Source organism: Erwinia piriflorinigrans CFBP 5888 (assembly GCF_001050515.1).
GTDB lineage: Bacteria > Pseudomonadota > Gammaproteobacteria > Enterobacterales > Enterobacteriaceae > Erwinia > Erwinia piriflorinigrans.
Genome location: NZ_CAHS01000015.1, coordinates 906,603 through 924,335, shown reverse-complemented (window position 1 = coordinate 924,335; position 17,733 = coordinate 906,603). Strand labels below are relative to the sequence as shown.

At 49.7% G+C, this 17,733-nt stretch carries 13 protein-coding genes; 4 read left to right on the top strand and 9 right to left on the bottom strand.

The window, feature by feature from the left end:
- Window positions 1–121 precede the first annotated feature (121 nt).
- Together EPIR_RS12325 and EPIR_RS12320 are read right to left on the bottom strand one after the other, a co-directional pair.
- A complete protein-coding gene (locus EPIR_RS12325; protein WP_023655745.1) occupies window positions 122–754 on the bottom strand; it encodes a response regulator in 633 nt (210 codons plus the stop codon).
- Window positions 751–1,749 carry a histidine kinase gene (locus EPIR_RS12320; RefSeq protein ID WP_023655744.1) on the bottom strand — a complete coding sequence of 333 codons (999 nt, stop codon included), beginning with the start codon at window positions 1,747–1,749 and terminating at the stop codon, window positions 751–753. Before EPIR_RS12320 ends, EPIR_RS12325 begins: the two co-directional genes overlap by 4 nt.
- 362 nt (window positions 1,750–2,111) lie before the next feature.
- Between EPIR_RS12320 and EPIR_RS12315 the strand changes: the two genes are divergently transcribed.
- The 3 genes from EPIR_RS12315 to nudK all read left to right on the top strand — a co-directional run bounded on the left by EPIR_RS12315 (window position 2,112) and on the right by nudK (window position 4,862).
- The gene (locus EPIR_RS12315) at window positions 2,112–2,387 is read left to right on the top strand and encodes a YdgH/BhsA/McbA family protein (protein WP_023655743.1); all 276 of its coding nucleotides are present in this window, start codon (window positions 2,112–2,114) and stop codon (window positions 2,385–2,387) included.
- A 329-nt stretch (window positions 2,388–2,716) separates the two neighbouring features.
- Window positions 2,717–4,165 (top strand): L-asparagine permease, encoded by a 1,449-nt coding sequence (ansP, locus tag EPIR_RS12310; protein WP_048697448.1) that lies wholly within the window; start codon window positions 2,717–2,719, stop codon window positions 4,163–4,165.
- A 112-nt stretch (window positions 4,166–4,277) separates the two neighbouring features.
- On the top strand, window positions 4,278–4,862 hold the full coding sequence (gene nudK / locus EPIR_RS12305) for a GDP-mannose pyrophosphatase NudK (RefSeq protein ID WP_023655741.1): 585 nt from the start codon (window positions 4,278–4,280) through the stop codon (window positions 4,860–4,862).
- Between the two features lie 47 nt (window positions 4,863–4,909).
- Here nudK and EPIR_RS12300 read toward each other — a convergent pair whose 3' ends face one another.
- The 4 genes from EPIR_RS12300 to EPIR_RS12285 form a co-directional block, all read right to left on the bottom strand.
- Window positions 4,910–5,857, bottom strand: a complete 948-nt coding sequence (locus tag EPIR_RS12300) for a Csu type fimbrial protein (protein WP_023655740.1) — start codon at window positions 5,855–5,857, stop codon at window positions 4,910–4,912.
- Window positions 5,854–8,229, bottom strand: coding sequence for a fimbria/pilus outer membrane usher protein (locus EPIR_RS12295; protein ID WP_023655739.1), 2,376 nt, complete (start codon window positions 8,227–8,229; stop codon window positions 5,854–5,856). The genes EPIR_RS12300 and EPIR_RS12295 overlap by 4 nt, the downstream gene beginning before the upstream one ends.
- A complete protein-coding gene (locus EPIR_RS12290) occupies window positions 8,226–8,975 on the bottom strand; it encodes a fimbrial biogenesis chaperone (protein WP_240987359.1) in 750 nt (249 codons plus the stop codon). Before EPIR_RS12290 ends, EPIR_RS12295 begins: the two co-directional genes overlap by 4 nt.
- Window positions 8,976–9,311: 336 nt before the next feature.
- Entirely contained in the window at window positions 9,312–9,833 is a 522-nt protein-coding gene (locus EPIR_RS12285) for a Csu type fimbrial protein (RefSeq protein WP_048697445.1), read from the bottom strand.
- A gap of 2,054 nt (window positions 9,834–11,887) precedes the next feature.
- On the opposite strand from EPIR_RS12285, the gene EPIR_RS18745 reads away from it, so the two are divergent.
- Window positions 11,888–12,025: a hypothetical protein gene (locus EPIR_RS18745; protein WP_023655736.1), complete on the top strand. Its 138-nt coding sequence runs from the start codon at window positions 11,888–11,890 to the stop codon at window positions 12,023–12,025.
- Here EPIR_RS18745 and EPIR_RS12280 read toward each other — a convergent pair.
- The 3 genes from EPIR_RS12280 to tal form a co-directional block, all read right to left on the bottom strand.
- Complete coding sequence (locus tag EPIR_RS12280; RefSeq protein ID WP_023655735.1) at window positions 12,015–12,530, bottom strand: Csu type fimbrial protein; 516 nt, start codon at window positions 12,528–12,530, stop codon at window positions 12,015–12,017. The genes EPIR_RS18745 and EPIR_RS12280 overlap by 11 nt on opposite strands.
- A 2,113-nt stretch (window positions 12,531–14,643) precedes the next feature.
- Window positions 14,644–16,644: a transketolase gene (gene tkt, locus EPIR_RS12275; RefSeq protein WP_023655733.1), complete on the bottom strand. Its 2,001-nt coding sequence runs from the start codon at window positions 16,642–16,644 to the stop codon at window positions 14,644–14,646.
- Window positions 16,645–16,715: 71 nt separating this feature from the next.
- Window positions 16,716–17,666, bottom strand: coding sequence for a transaldolase (tal, locus tag EPIR_RS12270; protein WP_023655732.1), 951 nt, complete (start codon window positions 17,664–17,666; stop codon window positions 16,716–16,718).
- Window positions 17,667–17,733 lie beyond the last annotated feature (67 nt).

Genomic DNA, 17,733 nt, shown 5'->3' with positions numbered 1-17,733 from the left:
GCGTGGTAAATCTTTATTTATTCAATATGCTGCGGCAGTGAATCACTCTACCCGCCACAGCGCCAGTAATCGTGAAGAAATTGAGGAGATAATGTAAATTATCGTGCGCGGTTTCCCTCCTTCAGCGACAGGACTTTAGCCAGAGCACGGCTGCCGCCACGCGCGAACGAACATTGAGTTTACGCAGCACGTTGCGCATATGCACTTTGACCGTCTGTTCCGATAGCGTCAGGATTTCTGCTATCTGCTTATTGGCTAAGCCATTGGCAGCTTCCCTTAATACTTCCTGCTCACGCAAGGTAAGAATAGCAAGCGGGTCGTGTCTCCATTTGTCCAGGGCGTCGGGGGTATCCAGACCGGGGCTGTAAGCCACGCCACCTTCAGCGACCTCAATAATTTGTGCTAACAATGTTTCCGGGTCGCTATCTTTCAGCAGGTATCCTTTGGCTCCGGCTTCCAGCAGCGCAGCGAAATCTCTGCGATTAGCCGAAAAGGTCAGCACGACAACCGGGGATGTGATGCCGCTGGCGCGCAGCGCGTTCAAGGTATCAAGACCCGACATTCCTTGCATTTTCAGATCCAGCAGGATCAGCTGCGGTTGCAGTTGATGAGCTTTGAGTAACGCCTCGTCGCCATCACTTGCCTCGACGATCCTATCAAAGCGCGGATCCATCGCCAGCAGCTGATGCAGACCACGGCGTAACAGTGGGTGATCGTCCACAATTAACACCTTACATTTTTGTGCTTCCTTCACAGTTGCTCCTGGTCTGAAAAGATCTTAGTCATAGGTGTAAAGTACAGAGATACGCAAGTACCTCCTGCCGCAGGACGTTCTATTAACAGGGTGCCGTTTAAACGGTTAGCGCGTTCATTCATGATATTCAGGCCGTAATGTCCCTCCGGCTCTTGCAGGCTGGCAATGCCGACACCGTTATCCTTGATGGTCATAGACAGATTCCCTTGGGGTAATAACCTGACGTCGACGCTGATTTGCGTAGCCTGGGCGTGATGTAAGGCGTTGAGTAACGCTTCACGGATGATGTGCACAACATGGATTTGCTGCTGTGCCGCCAGCTGCCCGCTGAACGTACAGGCTAAGGTGATTTGTGGGCTGGCTTGCGGGTGGAGTGGGGCAATAACCTGCTCCAGTGTCTGTAGCAGGCTGGCGGGTGCGATACGCAGGCGGAAGGTGCTTAATAACTCGCGCAGCTGGCGGCTGGCGCTGCTGAGTGCCTGTTCAGACTCGGCAATGATACTCAATGCTGTTGGGCAACCGCGTTTGAGCGTCTCTCTCAGTCTGACCAGCTGGATACGCTGAAAGGTAAGTGATTGCGCCAGAGAATCATGCAGTTCACCGGCAATTGTCGCCCGCTCTTGCTGTATCAGCAGGCTTTGTCTCTGTTGCTGTTTGTGCCAGCGCTCCAGCGCGTTAGTGATTAAGACGGCAATGCTTTTCAATAGTTTTTGATGACTTGTCCCCTGCCAGCGTAGTGTGCCATAGGGCGGTCGCCGTGATGGGGAGCGCAGTTGCAGGCTGTTCCAGGGGGACTGACTGACTTTCTTGCCCGCGCTAAGGATGCCGAATTCCGGGGTGGATAGCTCCATCCAGTTGAGTTTTTCATGGCTTACGACCAGCAGCAGGGTTTGCTGAAATGCCGGTGAACCTTGATGACTGAGGTTGAGCCGCTCAGAACAGGCATAAAGCAGCCTGAGATGATGGTTAGCTTGCCTTAAATTGGCATTTTTCATGGTGATGGTCACCCCGTTACTGCCACTATCAACCTGCTCCGCTACAGGTCATGCACTGCAATACGGTTGTGAAGAGTATATGAGACAGGCTGTTGATATCGGATCGTTCAACGAACGATGCCGCCTTATTGTGTTTTAGGGTGTGATTATAACTTTGAGTGATAATTAACTAAAGTAGTAGTTGATTTTGGTAGCAATTGATTTCATCAAGCGGCATTGGACATACATTTTTACTTTTGGACGATAATCTCCCTCTTTAGTCGACAATACTTATCCCTCCTTTACTTACGGCTAACGGAGCTTTTCATTCAATGGGTGATAATTAGTTTTGTAACTAACCCGCACGGTTTTAGGAGCGGAAAATGAACAAGAAATTACCCATCCTGGTCGCGACCAGTCTATTGGCTATGGCATCATTCTCTACCCTGGCAGCTGTCCAGGTAGATAATAGCCAGGCCAGCAGTTTGCAGAGCATGGGCACCGTGTCTGTATCAGGTGTCAGAGGCACTTTAGATGACGCCACCCACAAGCTGGCAAAAAAAGCTGATGCGGTGGGGGCCAGTCGCTACCGGATTATCGGGGTGAGTAACCCTGGTGACTCCAGCCTGTGGCTGGGCAATGCCGAGATTTACCGTTAAGTCATACTCCTGCTTTACCCTCCAGTCCCTGTGTAGTCATTAGTGTTGTCACTGACCGACCGCCTTTTGCGGTCGGTTTTTTTATGCGTCGCTCGACAAAAATCACATAAGCTCACGATTTCCACCGTGGATATTTTGCGTCATTTGATCATAAGGGTTAGGATGCATCGCCGCATTTTTCCTGAGAAGGTCAGAGATAAAATTCCAGCCCGCAGGGGAATTGTTCAAACATGTGCCAACAGAAGCAAACGTTTGGTTGGCTGATAAGAAAAAGGATACCCGGGACAGGTAACCGCATCGTATTGTGGACAGGACAACTAGGACTAAAAATGAAAGCAGATAAAAAAACGGGCGCAGAAAAACGCGCTGCAAGAAGACGTTGGTTAAACTCTCATGACTCCGGTTACCATAAAGCGATGGATAATCGTCATGTGCAAATGATTGCCATCGGTGGCGCAATCGGTACGGGCCTGTTCCTCGGTGCTGGTGCTCGCCTACAGGCTGCGGGGCCTGCGCTGGCGCTGGTCTATTTAGTGTGTGGTGTTTTCTCTTTCTTCATTCTGCGTGCGCTGGGTGAATTGGTACTACATCGTCCTTCAAGCGGCAACTTTGTCTCTTACGCCCGCGAATTCCTCGGTGAAAAAGCTTCTTATGTGGCTGGCTGGATGTACTTTGTCAACTGGGCGATGACCGGCATTGTTGATATCACCGCCGTAGCGCTCTATATGCACTATTGGGGTGCATTTGGCGATGTGCCGCAGTGGGTGTTCGCACTGGGTGCGCTGGCGATTGTCGGCACCATGAACATGATTGGCGTAAAGTGGTTCGCCGAAATGGAGTTCTGGTTTGCGCTGGTCAAGGTGCTGGCCATTGTCATATTCTTGGTGGTTGGCGTAGTGTTTCTCGGTAGCGGTAAGCCGCTGGACGGTAACGCCACCGGTTTTCATTTGATCAGTGACAACGGCGGTTTCTTCCCCAATGGCCTGATGCCTGCACTGGTGCTGGTGCAGGGGGTAGTGTTTGCTTTTGCTTCCATTGAGCTGGTCGGAACCGCTGCGGGCGAATGTAAAGACCCGAAAACCATGCTGCCAAAAGCGATCAACAGCGTTATCTGGCGTATTGGCCTGTTTTACGTGGGGTCGGTGGTGCTTCTGGTTATGCTGCTACCGTGGAATGCTTATCAGGCAGGTCAAAGTCCTTTTGTGACTTTCTTCTCTAAACTGGGCGTGCCATACGTTGGCAGTATTATGAACATCGTGGTGCTGAGTGCCGCGCTGTCCAGCCTGAACTCAGGTCTTTATTCAACCGGTCGTATTCTGCGTTCAATGGCGATGGGCGGTTCTGCACCGAAATTTATGTCCAAAATGAGCGGTCAGCAGGTTCCATATATGGGGATTCTGGTAACCGTTGGCGTCTATATTATCGGCGTATACCTCAACTATATCGTGCCTTCCAGCGTGTTTGAGATCGTCCTGAACGTTGCCGCGCTGGGCATTATCTCCTCATGGGCGTTTATCGTGATTTGCCAGATGAAACTGCGAAAAGCGATTAAAGAGGGCAAGGCGGAAGATGTTAGCTTTAAGCTACCGTGGGCTCCGTTTACCTCATGGTTGACGCTGCTGTTCCTGTTCAGCGTACTGGTACTGATGGCGTTTGACTATCCAAACGGCACCTACACGATCGCATCGATTCCGCTAATCGCGGCGGTGCTGATCCTTGGCTGGTTTGGTGCGCGTAAGCGTGTTCATGCCCTGGCGCAGGAAGAACATAATCATTAATTAATACCGGCCGGTGCCTGCAATGGCACCGCCGTCATGATGATTATTTCGTCGCCACATGCGACAAAATTCACTAGAATCAAAGGCTGCCGATTGTTCCTACGGAGCCTGTATGCCAGCCAAGATTGACGTCATTAAAAACAAAATCCTGTCAGAAAACTGGTTTGTCCTGCGCAATTATACCTACGATCTCACCGCTCAAAACGGCACTGTCCTGCGTCATAAACGCGAAGTCTACGATCGCGGCAATGGTGCCACCATCCTGCTTTATAACCGCGAAAAAAACAGCGTCGTGCTGACGCGTCAGTTTCGTATTGCGACCTGGGTAAATGGCAGTAATCCCGGAGGAGAACTGATTGAGGCCTGCGCCGGACTGCTGGATGATGACTCGCCGGAAGAGTGCATTCGCAAAGAGGCGATAGAAGAAACCGGTTATGCCATTGGTGAGGTGGAAAAGCTGTTTGAGCTTTTTATGTCGCCGGGCGGGGTCACCGAATTGCTCCATTTCTTTGCGGCTGAATACAGCGAGGCGCAGCGTGAAAATGATGGCGGCGGAGTAGAGGATGAAGCCATCGAGGTACTGGAGATGACTTTCCCACAGGCTTGGGAGAGGGTAAAAGATGGTCGCATTAAGGACGGCAAAACGGTGATGCTATTGCAGCATGCATTGCTGGCGGGAAAGCTGCGCCTGGATTAGCGGTCGGCAAGCCTGTGGGGGCTTGCCGACCCGCCTGACCTGAACGGCTAGTAGCTTACGGTGACAATAATGGTATCCGTGTAAGTCCCTGCGGGTTGCAAGGTCTGATTGGGATTCATCACATACGTATAAGGGATGGATTGTGGTGTGCCGCTGCCGACAAAACTTTGGCTGTCTGTTGTAATGACATTCCCCTGGGCATCCCTGACCTGATATTGCAGGTAGTGGGTGCCGCTACTTCCGCTGGAACTCATCTGTCGCCAGTCGCCATCGCTGCTATTGTTGCTGATAAGGGTGACCCCGTAGTTGGCATTTAGCGTACAGCGCACGTTGACGTCACTGGTGACAGTGTTGAACTGCGAAGGTAGGCCGGCGCTACCGAAATTTACGTCTGGCGTACTCACGATATGACAATCATTCAGCACAATCAGCGTCACCGCTATCGAGGTGGTTGGCGTGCCGTTTGTGTAGTTACACAGAGGATATACGCCGGCACAAATGTTGTAATTCCATTGGAGCGTTAGCATATCGCTATAAACACCGGCCGGAACGTTAACGGCACTACTGGTTACCAGCGTAATTGGCAGGTTGGCAGTCGAAGAGTTGAGCAGTGCCGTCAACGCATTGCCATACCAGTTTATCGTACTGCCCAGGGTATAGTTTGACGAGCAGGTGGTGTTATTACAAATCGAATAAGGCACATAGGTGCCGGTGATGGCGTTATACAGGCGTGGGGTATTACCACTGGCATTGGCTGAAGTGAGAAAAGTGGCGTTGAGCAAGTTGTCTGGAGCCAGTTCAAAGAGTGCACTAAGGCCGGTACAACCGAACGTGTTGGTGACCGTGACGCTTTGTGGCGTGGTCTCCAGGGCAAGCGAGCTGATTGATCCGAAACTCGCGCTGCCGCTGGCAGCGGTACAGGCGGCGTAGCTCTTTCCGACCAGACTCAGCAGGAAGGTTAAGAGAAGAAGTGGCAAAATCCGTGGATAACTCATAGGTGGGTTTCCTGAGTTGCGGGCAGAGAGCAAATAAACGGCGCTAACATATTTTGCTGGCTGTTATGTTCCGGGAGCGTGAAGCTGTGATGGCAGTTGCCCTGCGGTAGCTGTACCACAATTTCATTATCGGTCCCCAGCTGGCTGAACCAGGTTTTACCGTCATAACCCACCACCGCGGTTTGACCGCTGTGCGTTTCAGTGACGAGGGTACCCACCGGGAGCGGCTGGTGGTTTTGGTCTTGCAGCGTTAAGGTCACCGAGCGAACACGCTTAACCGGGAATTCCACCAGCGTGCCGCTGGCCTCGCGTACGGAGACAGTCTTGTCGACTGTTGGCGTAGAGATATCCAGCGGTAAATTCAGCGGATCGATACCCAGTTTTGCCGGATACCAGGATGTTACCGATGGAATAAGCAGATGGCCCCTGCTATCCGTTTTACCTGCCAGCTGATTTTCAAAGTTAACTGGAATATCCGGGTAGCCGCTGGTACTGACCAAAATAAACGAGTCATAAATCTTATTAGAGGCAAATAACGCGTTATCCATATAGATGATTGAACCGCTTAAATCTGCCCACTGGCTGTTGTTGCTTCCCTCGCCAAACACGCCTCCGCTCAGGGTCGCATACGGGGACTTCCAGCCGATATCGGCCTGGTGGTAATCGGTATTACCGTGATCGTAAGCCAGGTTCCAGCCCAAGCCACCTGCTAACGGTGTGCTTTGACTCATGGTTACGCGCTCAACGTAATTCCCCCTATTGTTACGCTGAAGCCCGACGGTGGCGTTACGGTCCTGGCCCAACGGAATGTTTATCTGCATCAGTCCGCTATAACCGCTTTCACCCAGCGTTTTATTGAGGGCCACATATAAACTGGTATCGCCCCACAGGCTGCGGCTCCATGACACATTGGCCAGCCGGGTATGGCTATTGTCACGGGCTTGAACATCAAAGTATCCCAGTCCTAAAGTACCATTACCTTCGCCCGGTACTATCAGAGAGAGAGTCGCCTGATCGGACTGGCGGCTGAGCTGTACGCTGGTGCCCAGTGTGCTGATATCGCTGTAACCATCGGTGCGCTGTTGATGCTGCAAGGCGATACTGAACAGGTTGGTATTGTAGGAGTAGCCGGTGACTAACTGTGAACCGTTGTTATTGGCCTGGCTTTGGCTCCAGGCCACGCTCAATGTTCCCCAGCGGCCAACGACCATATCGCTGCCTATGCCAGCGAGACCGAGTCCTCTGGCTCCTTCGCCATGCGCTGACAGGGTGAGCTTATCATTAAGACCATAGCGCCAGATCCCACTGGCTACCCCTTCACCATAGTCGGCGCTGCTGCTACCATAATTTCTACGTATCGCACCAGTGGTAAAATCGAAATCGCTCAGACCTTTTTGCAAAAGTTGGTTAGACACATAAAACGGTATGCTGGTCGAAACCCGTCGCCCCAACGCATCGGTAGTGACCACCGTGGCCTCGCCTGCGCCATTGATATAAGGCACACTGGTCAGAGTGAAGGGACCGGCATTCAGTTCGTTGCTGCTGGCTTTTGAACCATTGATAAACAGATCGACGCTACCAGGCACCGCAGCCGTTCCTGACAGGTTCATTAGCGGATAGGTAATCAGATCGGGGCGAACGCTGAAATTGCGCGCGATGCGAAGACCGCCGATGCGCGTTGAATTACTCCAGGTCAGGGAATTGTTGATCACATCCCCAACCTGCCAGGCGATCATATTTTTCTCGTCGTTATATTTCCAGTTGGTGTCATAACGAAGATAGCCCTCACGTATATTGGTCTCAGAGTTCTTTGACCAGTTGTTACGCCAGGTACCGGTATTTGACAGACTTCCTGCCGAACTGAACAGGCGCTGCTCCAGCCAGGTATTTGTTGTGCTCTGTCCCCCTCGGGTATGCAGGCTGTAGCTATCATAGCCCAGTAGCAGTCCGTTACCGCTTTCTGCTTGCTGGTAGCCTATGAGCGATTGTTTGCCAACCATTTGTATCGGCAGCCAGTTTTCCGGTACGGTCATGACCAGTCGCTGTTGCCCACTGTCATAATGGGTGGTGACCTGCGGCAGGGTGATAACATCCACCTTGCCGCTGGCTGAATTTGCGCGAACATACATGCGTTGCAGCGCATCAGCGGGGACCAGATACTGACTGCCGTGCACCTCGACCTGCGTCAATCGATCGTCGCTCCGCCCGTTTACCACCAGCGTCAGATAGAGTATGTAGCTGGTGGACATGCTGTTGGCCGCGTGCGGTGCGGCAGGAAGCTGGCCATAATCGGCAGCCATCAGGTCACGCGTCCATAGCGAAAGCATCACCATTGTTGCCAGTTGGGTGGGTACCAGAATGTTTTTTCTCATAGGGCATTCTTAATGGCGACTGGAGGGGTATTATCTTGCAGTTGGGCATAGAGGGTCTGGCCGGAGGGTACCGAGCGACTTCCCGCTAACGGAAAGGCCATTTTTTGCCCCGGTAGCACATAGCCGAGGTATCCATTTGACACATTGAATGTCGCCTGGTTTTGCTGATTGCTGCGGCCCCAGAAAACATTACTTAGCCTGGCATGGACTGCTCCCTGGTTATGCACAGTGAGCCACGTTTGCCCCGCGCGCTGTGTCAACGCCCAAGTGAGCAGGGGTTGTGTGCTGTTAGGGGCATTAATATTCATACCAGAGTCTGAGGTAGAGTGCAGGCCTTCTCCGTTCAGGAATAGGGGCAGTAAATAACGCATCTGTACGTTGATGCCCACACGCTGCGGTGCTGCTGTGGGTTTAACGCCTGGAATTTCATCAATGATCACTCGAAAAGCCTCCTCTTTACCGGCGGGCACCGTGCCGGTGCGTATTAAACGTACCATTTGGCGTTGGCCAGCAGGCACATGAGCGAAAGGGGGGCTGGCGACGACCGTTTGTTGTTCGGCGAAACGATCGTTCTGATCCTGTTGTTGCCAGGCCAGGACGCGTATCTGGAGATCCACCGCTTGGCTGCCTTGATTTTCCAACCAGAGGGCCGATCCCTGTTGGTCAGCATCAATTTTTTGATAAATTGGCCATACCAATACAGAAGCCGCTGCCAGAGTGAGTGGAGGAAACAGAGCAATGAGCAATAATGTTCCAGAAAAAAAATTATTTATCAGTTTCATAGGTATTTACCAGCCAGTAGTTGCCAAAAGCCTATCAGCGAAGGTCCTTACCGGAGCAAGGGTGTTTTGAGTGTTCAGTCGGGCACGATGTGGTCAGTCAAGGAGCCTGTTGCTGTTACCTGCTTTGCCATAGCTGGATACCCTGCGGGGTATCCAGCTTCTGCCATGACTCTTCAGTATCAGATACCGCTCACTGAAGACTTGACCTGATAAAAACAGTTTAGTGACAGCAAAATATCGTTATGAATGCTTGTAAAGATCAGCAGGTGCTGTCGCTTCCTTGTTGATGGTCATAGCCGTTTACCAACTGATGGTTGCCGTTACCGTATCGGTATAGGTGCCCGCAGCAGGGTAGCTTGTTTGGGAATTCAGCCTTGCGTAGATGGTGGTTTGAGAAGATACGGGCAGCGTAACAAAGTTATACGCGTTGGATCCTGTTCCCCACGCGACAGTGCGGGCGGGATTCTGGAAAAGCTGGTAGCTCAGAGTATTGGTACCACTTTTAAGCAGTCGCGCGGTGGTACTGGAGCTATTTAAACCCGCGTCCAGGGCAATAGAAGCGGGGATGCCCGGTGTACAAGTTAAAATGATGTTACCAGCGCCATTGCTGGTCGTGACATCAACGTTAGTGCTGAGACTGGTGACGTTGCCGAAGTCGATGGTGCCATAGTTAGTAGAAGCGCTATTACCGGGAATACCAAGCACACAGCCAGGGACGACCGTTGCCTGAACGGCGATAGGGTTAGTGACGGAACCAGCCACCGCATTACCAGAGACCAGAGTGCCTGCGATCAATAAACCACTCATTACACGATTACGCATAGGATTTACCACGCTTTAAGTTAACTAATTAGCTCGTTGAAAGTGAATAAACTCCGTTGCACGCGGCTAACCGACTGAAAAAAATATCACCCTTGACCAAGACAGACTCTGTTTCCAGTTGGTATTAAGGGAAAGGTATCATTACGTTTCCTGGCTTGTGCGAAAGTGAGTATAAGCACCAGATCGTCGGCTGACAATATGCTGCATAATCATTGTTCCTGCACTCGTCAGATTAAATTGGGGTGTAGTTTGATTGAGGGTTAGAGGGGGATGGGATTAATAAATTCTCCTTCTTCTTGGTTGATTCTGTATTGTTTAATGACAATCGTTTATTTTATCTTAAATAAATTTCGTTTTAATTTGATTATTCCCGTTCATTATTCCTAATCTCTAATCATAAGTTGGGGGCGTGTATTTTTTGTTTTTTATTGAGTGGCTTTTCGGGGGGGCGGGCGGGCTTGTATCATTAAAACCAAGATAAATAAATCATTTTTTGGGTGGTAAATAAACAGTGACAATACTCTTTTATGGCTAATAATAATAGCTAGTTAACGCATTCAGTCATGTCCGTCATTCCGATTGGTTCATTGGCATCATATTAGTATTCAATGTGGTCAATAAATTAATGTAATTGTTTCGACGGTGGGATGCAATGGACTTGCGTTCATGATCTGGGCAGAATCTGCCATCAAAATGGCAAAATATTTCACGTTCGGAACAGAAAAACTCACCACGAACGGCCTGACAGTGTGGACATATGCAGTAGTTTCAGGTGCAATAAAGTCAGAATCCCGCAGGCTGAAGCAGGGAATTAGGGGTTTTGGTACCAGCGTTAAGTAAAAAAATGACGTTTATCCTTGTGCCGGGGAGAAAGAGGGCGAAAATCCGAATGAGGTTTATCTGAGTTATATCGGTTAGCATGCAAGTTTTGTGAAATGTCTCAATTGGATTTTTATCTATCCTGAACGGTTGCTGCCAATTTCGACCGGGCTAATGATGTTTTTCTGTTACTGTCTCTCTAACGTCTGTGGTACTGGTGGGGGAGGGATTTACAACAGGAAATGATATTCAATAGTCATGTCAGTAACTGCATTTTTATCATTGTCTCTTATTTAAAAGCTATTATTAAATGCAGTTTACTATGATTCTTTAAATGGTTTCAGTAACAGTGTTATAAAGTTTAATTCAGTTGAGTGCAATAGTCATTATGTCAAACTATTTTTTTAAGTTATCTCCTTCCATGAATGGTTTTTTTGTGAATGCAAAAGTTTTTCCTGGTAATGGATTTTAGAACAAGTGTTAGATCTTATGATGTACAGTGACTTTAAATAAAGGGTGGTAGCCCAGAGTAACGTAGTTATTATTGGATGGCAGGGGGCTGTTAGCCATTACAGCGTGCCGTTATTGACGGGCCATTTTTTAACTGTCAGCATTTAGTTCTGCTGGGTTTGGGCAATATAATTTGAAAGGGAGGTATGCATTTTTCCAGTGATCATTTCGCAGGAAAAGGTTTTATCCTGTGAAAGGGACTTGCACTGAATATGAATAAATGGGCTTTAATAGTAAGTTTTTCTTGATATACATGAGATTGCTATTGGTAATTAGCTCAACAGGATGAAAAATTTAGCCCTATTAACTTCACAGTTATTTGTTTTGATGTCGTTGTATTTTTTGGTTAACAATAACGAAATTTATTTTAAAGTAGATTAAAATTCCAATGAGTTGTTGTATTTTAGTCATTTCAACTGTTATACATAATTTGTTACCTTCATGCAGATTTCTGAAATCTGATCCTTGTTGCCGTGGTGGTAGCCGTCAAAATGACGCAGTTGTAGCCAGTGCGTGTGCCACAGTCTGCCACCGGGCTGATCAAGCGCAGGGCTAATGTGGGAGGAGGGGAGGAAGCGAATGAGGATAAACATCCACAGTGCAAAGCGGACAGAGTTTGTCAGAGGTGGTCTGTCAGCCTTAACCAGGGATAGTGAAAGCGAGGGAGAACGGTAAACATCACATGACGGTACGGCACATGGCCGCAGCTGACAGGGCTGGGCGCGATGAGCCACCGCGCCCAGCCCTTGAGTCGTCAGCCAGACAAACGCCTGACGTTACCCGGTCAGGTTATTGCTCTGTACGAGCGTGATAATGTGTCGGGCAATCTTGTTTTGTCATGGCCAGCGTTATTTACCAACTGATCGTTGCTGTTACCGTATCGGTATAGACACCCGCAACAGGGAAGCTGCCTTGGGAGTTTAGCCTGGCAAAAATATTGCTGTTAGAGGGAATAGGCAAGGAGGTAAAGTGATAACTATCAGATCCCGTTCCCCATACAATAGTGTGGCCGCCATCCTGGTAAAGTTGGTAGCTCAAAACATTGGCACCGTTTTTCAGCAGTCGCGTGCTGGTACTGACACTGTTGAGGCCAGCGTCAAGGGCAATCTGCACGGGGATGCCTGGCGTGCAGGTCAGAAGAATAGAACCAGTGCCTATGTTGGTTAGAACGTCAACATTAGTGGAGAGGCTGGTGACATTACCAAAGTTGATGGTACCGAAGTTATCACTGCCGGCGGTGCCGTTACCGAGGACGCAGCCGGGGACCACCGTTGCCTGGACCGCGATAGGATTAGTTACGGACCCGGCCACCGCATTGCCAGCAACCAGACTGCCTGCGATTAATAAACTTATTACATGAATACGCATAGGTTTAACCACGCTTTAAGTAAGTAGTTTGAGAGTTAATAAACTGCGCTACACACAACGAATCGACAGAAAAGAAAGGACTTTATCTGAAAAGGCTGTGTTTCTAAGCTTATATTCAGGGCAGGCCATTTACAGTTCCTGACTTGTGCGAAATAAAGTATAAGCACCAATAAGAAGATTGCCAATATGCGTATGTGGAGTGATGTTTACTGTGTTATCGTCTGGTAAATTATAAGTTGAGGCTGCTTTAATCCTCTCTTTAAATATTAATCTCGCCGTTTTTAACAGCCTTTTCTGATTTTTCTTGATGAGCGGTTGTTTTTATATCGTTTAATTTGGTTTATTCAAAAGCGGCTCGTCGTTGCCCTATGCAGGGGAGGGTGGCCATCAGTCTACTGTCTGGAGATTGAAAAGATAATCTCTCTTGATGTAAGAAAAAGTATCAGTAAAAAGTTGTTGGTTGTCGAAATCTCTTTTTGATGGTGGTATGAATGATACGCCTGATGCGTGAAGTGTGTCGTTCAGGGATAGTTTATCGTCGGGTTGAATACATCGGTATGATGAGTCATGGTGTAAATGTGATTATTATAATCATTATTGGTTAATGGATTTACTGTATTAATCTGTTAACTTCCGGGTAACCTGGCCGGCAACAGACTGGCGTTAATTCCTGAAGTGAGTCTGCCGCTAATCCTGAAAAAAGGGTAATTGCGCGGCGGGCATATTTCTCGCTAACAGGTCTTCCATAAAGGGTATTCCAGCCGTTACTGCCCTGATAGGGTAGGATGTGGGGAGGCTAAGTCAGGCAAGGTCACTTTTTGATACCATCGCTAAGTGAAAAAGGGGGGCGTGTGACTTTTGCGGGAAGAGGCAGAAACCTGCGGGAGACGGAAAAATGGCTGACTGGCACAGTGCGATGTATAAAAATCACGCAAATTCTCAATCGGATTTTATTCTTTCCAGAGCTGTTGATGTCGGTGCTGGCCAGACTACGAAGATTTACAGGGTGACTTTATTTCTAACAATCGTGGTACTAGCCAATGTAGAGAGTAAGTGAGAACAATATCGAAAATATATATTGCGATTGAGGATTGTCATTATCGTAAATGCCAGGAGCATGCAGCGCTAAATGCAGCCGAATAAAACCTGATTTACTCTTTCAGATGCTGTAATGTTTATGTTGACGGTGGGAAGCGTAAATGAAATTGGGTCATTATATCAGGGTTAATTAAATCCGCCGGGTGCGGATGCATTTTTTGCCGGATGCGTTTAATTTCCGAGGGTAGAATGATTTTTTATATAGTATAAACGCAGAAGTGAAGTAGTACAGAATAGACATGATCATCCCGTTTTTAAAATTGATTATCGAGGATGTTAAAAAATAACCGATGGTGATAAGTTATGGAGCAACGGGAATTTATTATAGGCCGGTAAGTCGCTTTTTTGGGGAAGCACAGCGAATAATAAGTTATAAAGAGTTCGGATATTATCATTAAAAAAAGAGTGTGCCTGTGCTTTTTTTTGCGGCTCTCGATTTTGTATTAAGGGGCTATATTCTGTGAAAATTCCATACGCCTGATATTTGCAAGGATGGGTTGAATGAAAATTTTTTCTTAACATAAAGGCGTCCTGAGTAAGTCAATTCGCAAGGCTGTTTGAAAAATCACTCTTATTATTGATATGGTTTTTTATTCTTCCTGTAGTGAAATATTAGTAATAAATATCGTAATTTTTATTCTTTTAGGCTAAAAGAGTTATTTTTCTCGATTTTTCAGTTCTTGGTGCCACTGGACATAGTTTGTTACCTTCGTGCGAGTTTTTTGAACGATGGTCCTTGTTGCCGTGATGCCGGTCAACGATGTGGTCGTAGCAAACTCCCCGCCACGGTCTGCCATCGAGCGGATTAAGCGTATAAAGGAGCAGGAGGAGGGGAGGCATGTAAGGTTCGGTGAGCGCAACGCAGCATCACATCAAAGGCTCAGGCATGCCAGATAAAAACAGGGCTGGGTACGGTTTATCACCGAACCCAGCCCTTACGGTTAGCCAGCCATTTCCCCAAGCCTCATCCAGTCAGATGATGATGGCGTTGGGTCGTGATGCTTTGCCGGACAAATCAGTGCGGTTTGAGTAACGCCTCTGCATGGCTGACGATGTTTTCGACCGTAAAGCCAAACTCTGCGAACAGCTTGTCTGCCGGAGCCGACTCACCAAAGCCGGTCATACCGACGATTGCGCCATTCAGGCCAACATATTTGTACCAGTAATCCGCAATCCCGGCCTCGACCGCCACACGCGCCGTCACAGTCGATGGCAGTACCGATTCGCGGTAGGCGATGTCCTGTTTATCGAACAGATCGGTAGATGGCATGGAAACTACGCGGACCTTGTGGCCGCTGGCGGTGAGTTTCTCTGCCGCTCCGAGAGTGATTTCCACTTCGGAACCTGTGGCAATCAGAATCACTTCCGGCGTGCCATCGCTGTCTTTCAGCACATAGGCACCGCGCGAAATATTTTGCAGCTGCTCTTTACTGCGTGCTGGCTGCGCCAGGTTTTGACGCGACAGGATCAATGCAGTAGGCCCGTGGTGGCGTTCGATGGCATGTTTCCAGGCCACGGCAGTTTCCACCTGGTCACAGGGACGCCAGACGCTCATATTCGGCGTGACGCGCAGGCTGGCTATTTGCTCAACGGGCTGATGCGTCGGGCCATCTTCCCCCAGACCAATGGAATCATGGGTGTAAACCATAATCTGACGCGCTTTCATCAGTGCCGCCATACGTGCTGCGTTACGCGCGTACTCCACGAACATCAGGAAGGTCGCGGTGTAGGGGATAAAGCCGCCATGATGGGCGATACCATTGGCAATGGCCGTCATGCCGAACTCACGCACACCGTAGTGGATGTAGTTACCCGCAGTGTCCTCCTTAATCGACTTGGAACCGGACCAGATCGTCAGGTTGCTTGGCGCTAAATCGGCAGAACCGCCGAGGAACTCCTTAATCAGTGGGCCATAGGCTTCAAGCGCATTTTGTGAGGCCTTGCGGCTGGCGATTTTCTGCGGATTAGCCTGCAAATCCTCAATGTATTTCTGCGTTTCTGCCTGCCAGTTGTCCGGCATCCCGCCAGACATACGGCGAGTGTATTCCGCTGCCAGTTCAGGATGTGCGGCTTTGTAGGCGGCGAATTTTGCATCCCAGGCTTTCTCTGCTTTCGCACCCGCCTCTTTGGCATCCCAGCGAGCGTAAATCTCTTGCGGAATGTCGAACGGCGGATAGTTCCAGCCCAGCTGTTTACGCGTCAGCGCCACTTCTTCGTCGCCGAGCGCGGCACCGTGAGACTCTTCTTTACCGGCTTTGTTTGGCGAACCAAAACCAATAACGGTTTTACAGATAATCAGTGAGGGCTTATCCGTTACGCTCTGCGCTTCTTTAATCGCAGCGGCAACCGCTTCCGGGTTATGGCCATCGATATCGTGGATCACATGCCAGTGATAGGCTTCGAAACGTTTGGCGGTGTCGTCAGTAAACCAGCCGTCGGTTTCACCATCGATGGAGATGCCGTTGTGATCGTAAAAACCGATCAGTTTCCCCAGCCCCAGCGTACCTGCCAGAGAACTGACCTCGTGCGAGATGCCTTCCATCAAACAGCCATCGCCCATAAACACGTAGGTGAAGTGATCGACGATCTCGTGATCGGGACGGTTAAACTGGGCTGCCAGCGTGCGCTCAGCTATCGCCAGACCGACGGCATTTGCCAACCCCTGGCCCAGTGGCCCGGTGGTGGTTTCGACGCCAGGGGTATAACCGATTTCCGGGTGGCCCGGCGTTTTTGAATGGAGCTGACGGAAGTTTTTCAACTCTTCCATCGGCAGATCATAACCGGTGAGATGCAGCAGGCTATAGAGCAGCATTGAAGCGTGACCGTTGGAAAGGACAAAACGGTCACGATCTGCCCACGCTGGGTTGGTCGGATTGTGGTGCATAAAGTCGCGCCACAGCACTTCAGCAATATCAGCCATTCCCATTGGGGCGCCAGGGTGGCCCGATTTCGCTTTTTGCACCGCATCCATACTCAGCGCGCGAATGGCGTTAGCCAGCTCTTTACGTGAAGACATAATTTCTCCCGAAATTCACGGGGGCGGACGTTTAATCCACCCCGTTAAATATTGTTTTGATAAAAAAAGGATTACAGGCGAGCGGACAGCACATCTTCCAGCTTCTGCTGGTCAGCGGCGAACTGACGGATGCCGTCTGCCAGTTTCTCAACCGCCATAGGGTCCTGATTGTGCTGCCAGCGGAACTCGGCTTCGGTGAGCGGCGTTGGCTGGTTGAAGGCTTCGGTCGACGGGATCAGCTTGCGCTCAACGGGCGCGGTGCTTGCCTGCAACTCTTCCAGCAGGTTGGGCGACATGGTCAGACGGTCGCAGCCAGCCAGCGCCAGGATCTGCTCAACTTTACGGAAGCTGGCGCCCATGATAACGGTGTTATAGCGGTGCTGTTTGTAATACTCATAGATGCTGCGCACTGACTTCACGCCAGGATCTTCATCAGCAATGTAGGGGTCAAGCGGCTTACGGCTGTTGTACCAGTCATAGATACGGCCTACGAAAGGTGAGATCAGAAATACGCCCGCTTCGGCACAGGCGCGCGCCTGGGCGAAGGAGAACAGCAGTGTCAGGTTACAGTTGATGCCGTTTTTCTCCAGCTCTTCTGCGGCTCTGATCCCCTCCCAGGTGGAGGCCAGTTTGATCAGAATACGTGACCTGTCGATACCGTGCTCTTCATACATTCTTATCAGCTTTTCAGCTTTGGTGACGCACATTCCGCGATCGTAAGAGAGGCGCGCATCGACTTCAGTGGAGACACGGCCCGGAACGCTTTTCAGGATCTCCATCCCCAGATTGATATTCACTTTATCACTGGCATTAATGATCTGAGTTTCTTTGCTGCCACCCTGCTTTTTAGCGTAGTCGATGGCATCGGTGATCAGATGTTTGTACGAGTCGAGTGCGGAGGCTTTCAGGATCAGAGACGGGTTGGTGGTGGCATCTTCCGGGTGATAATGGCGTATGGATTCAATGTCGCCACTGTCAGCCACCACGGTGGTGAATTGTTTCAGTGCGTCTAACTGGTTCATCTAAGCTCCTTGGTAAGCAATCGGTAATGCAAAGGTAAGCGTGACGTTGTCAGTACGGTAGTTAAGG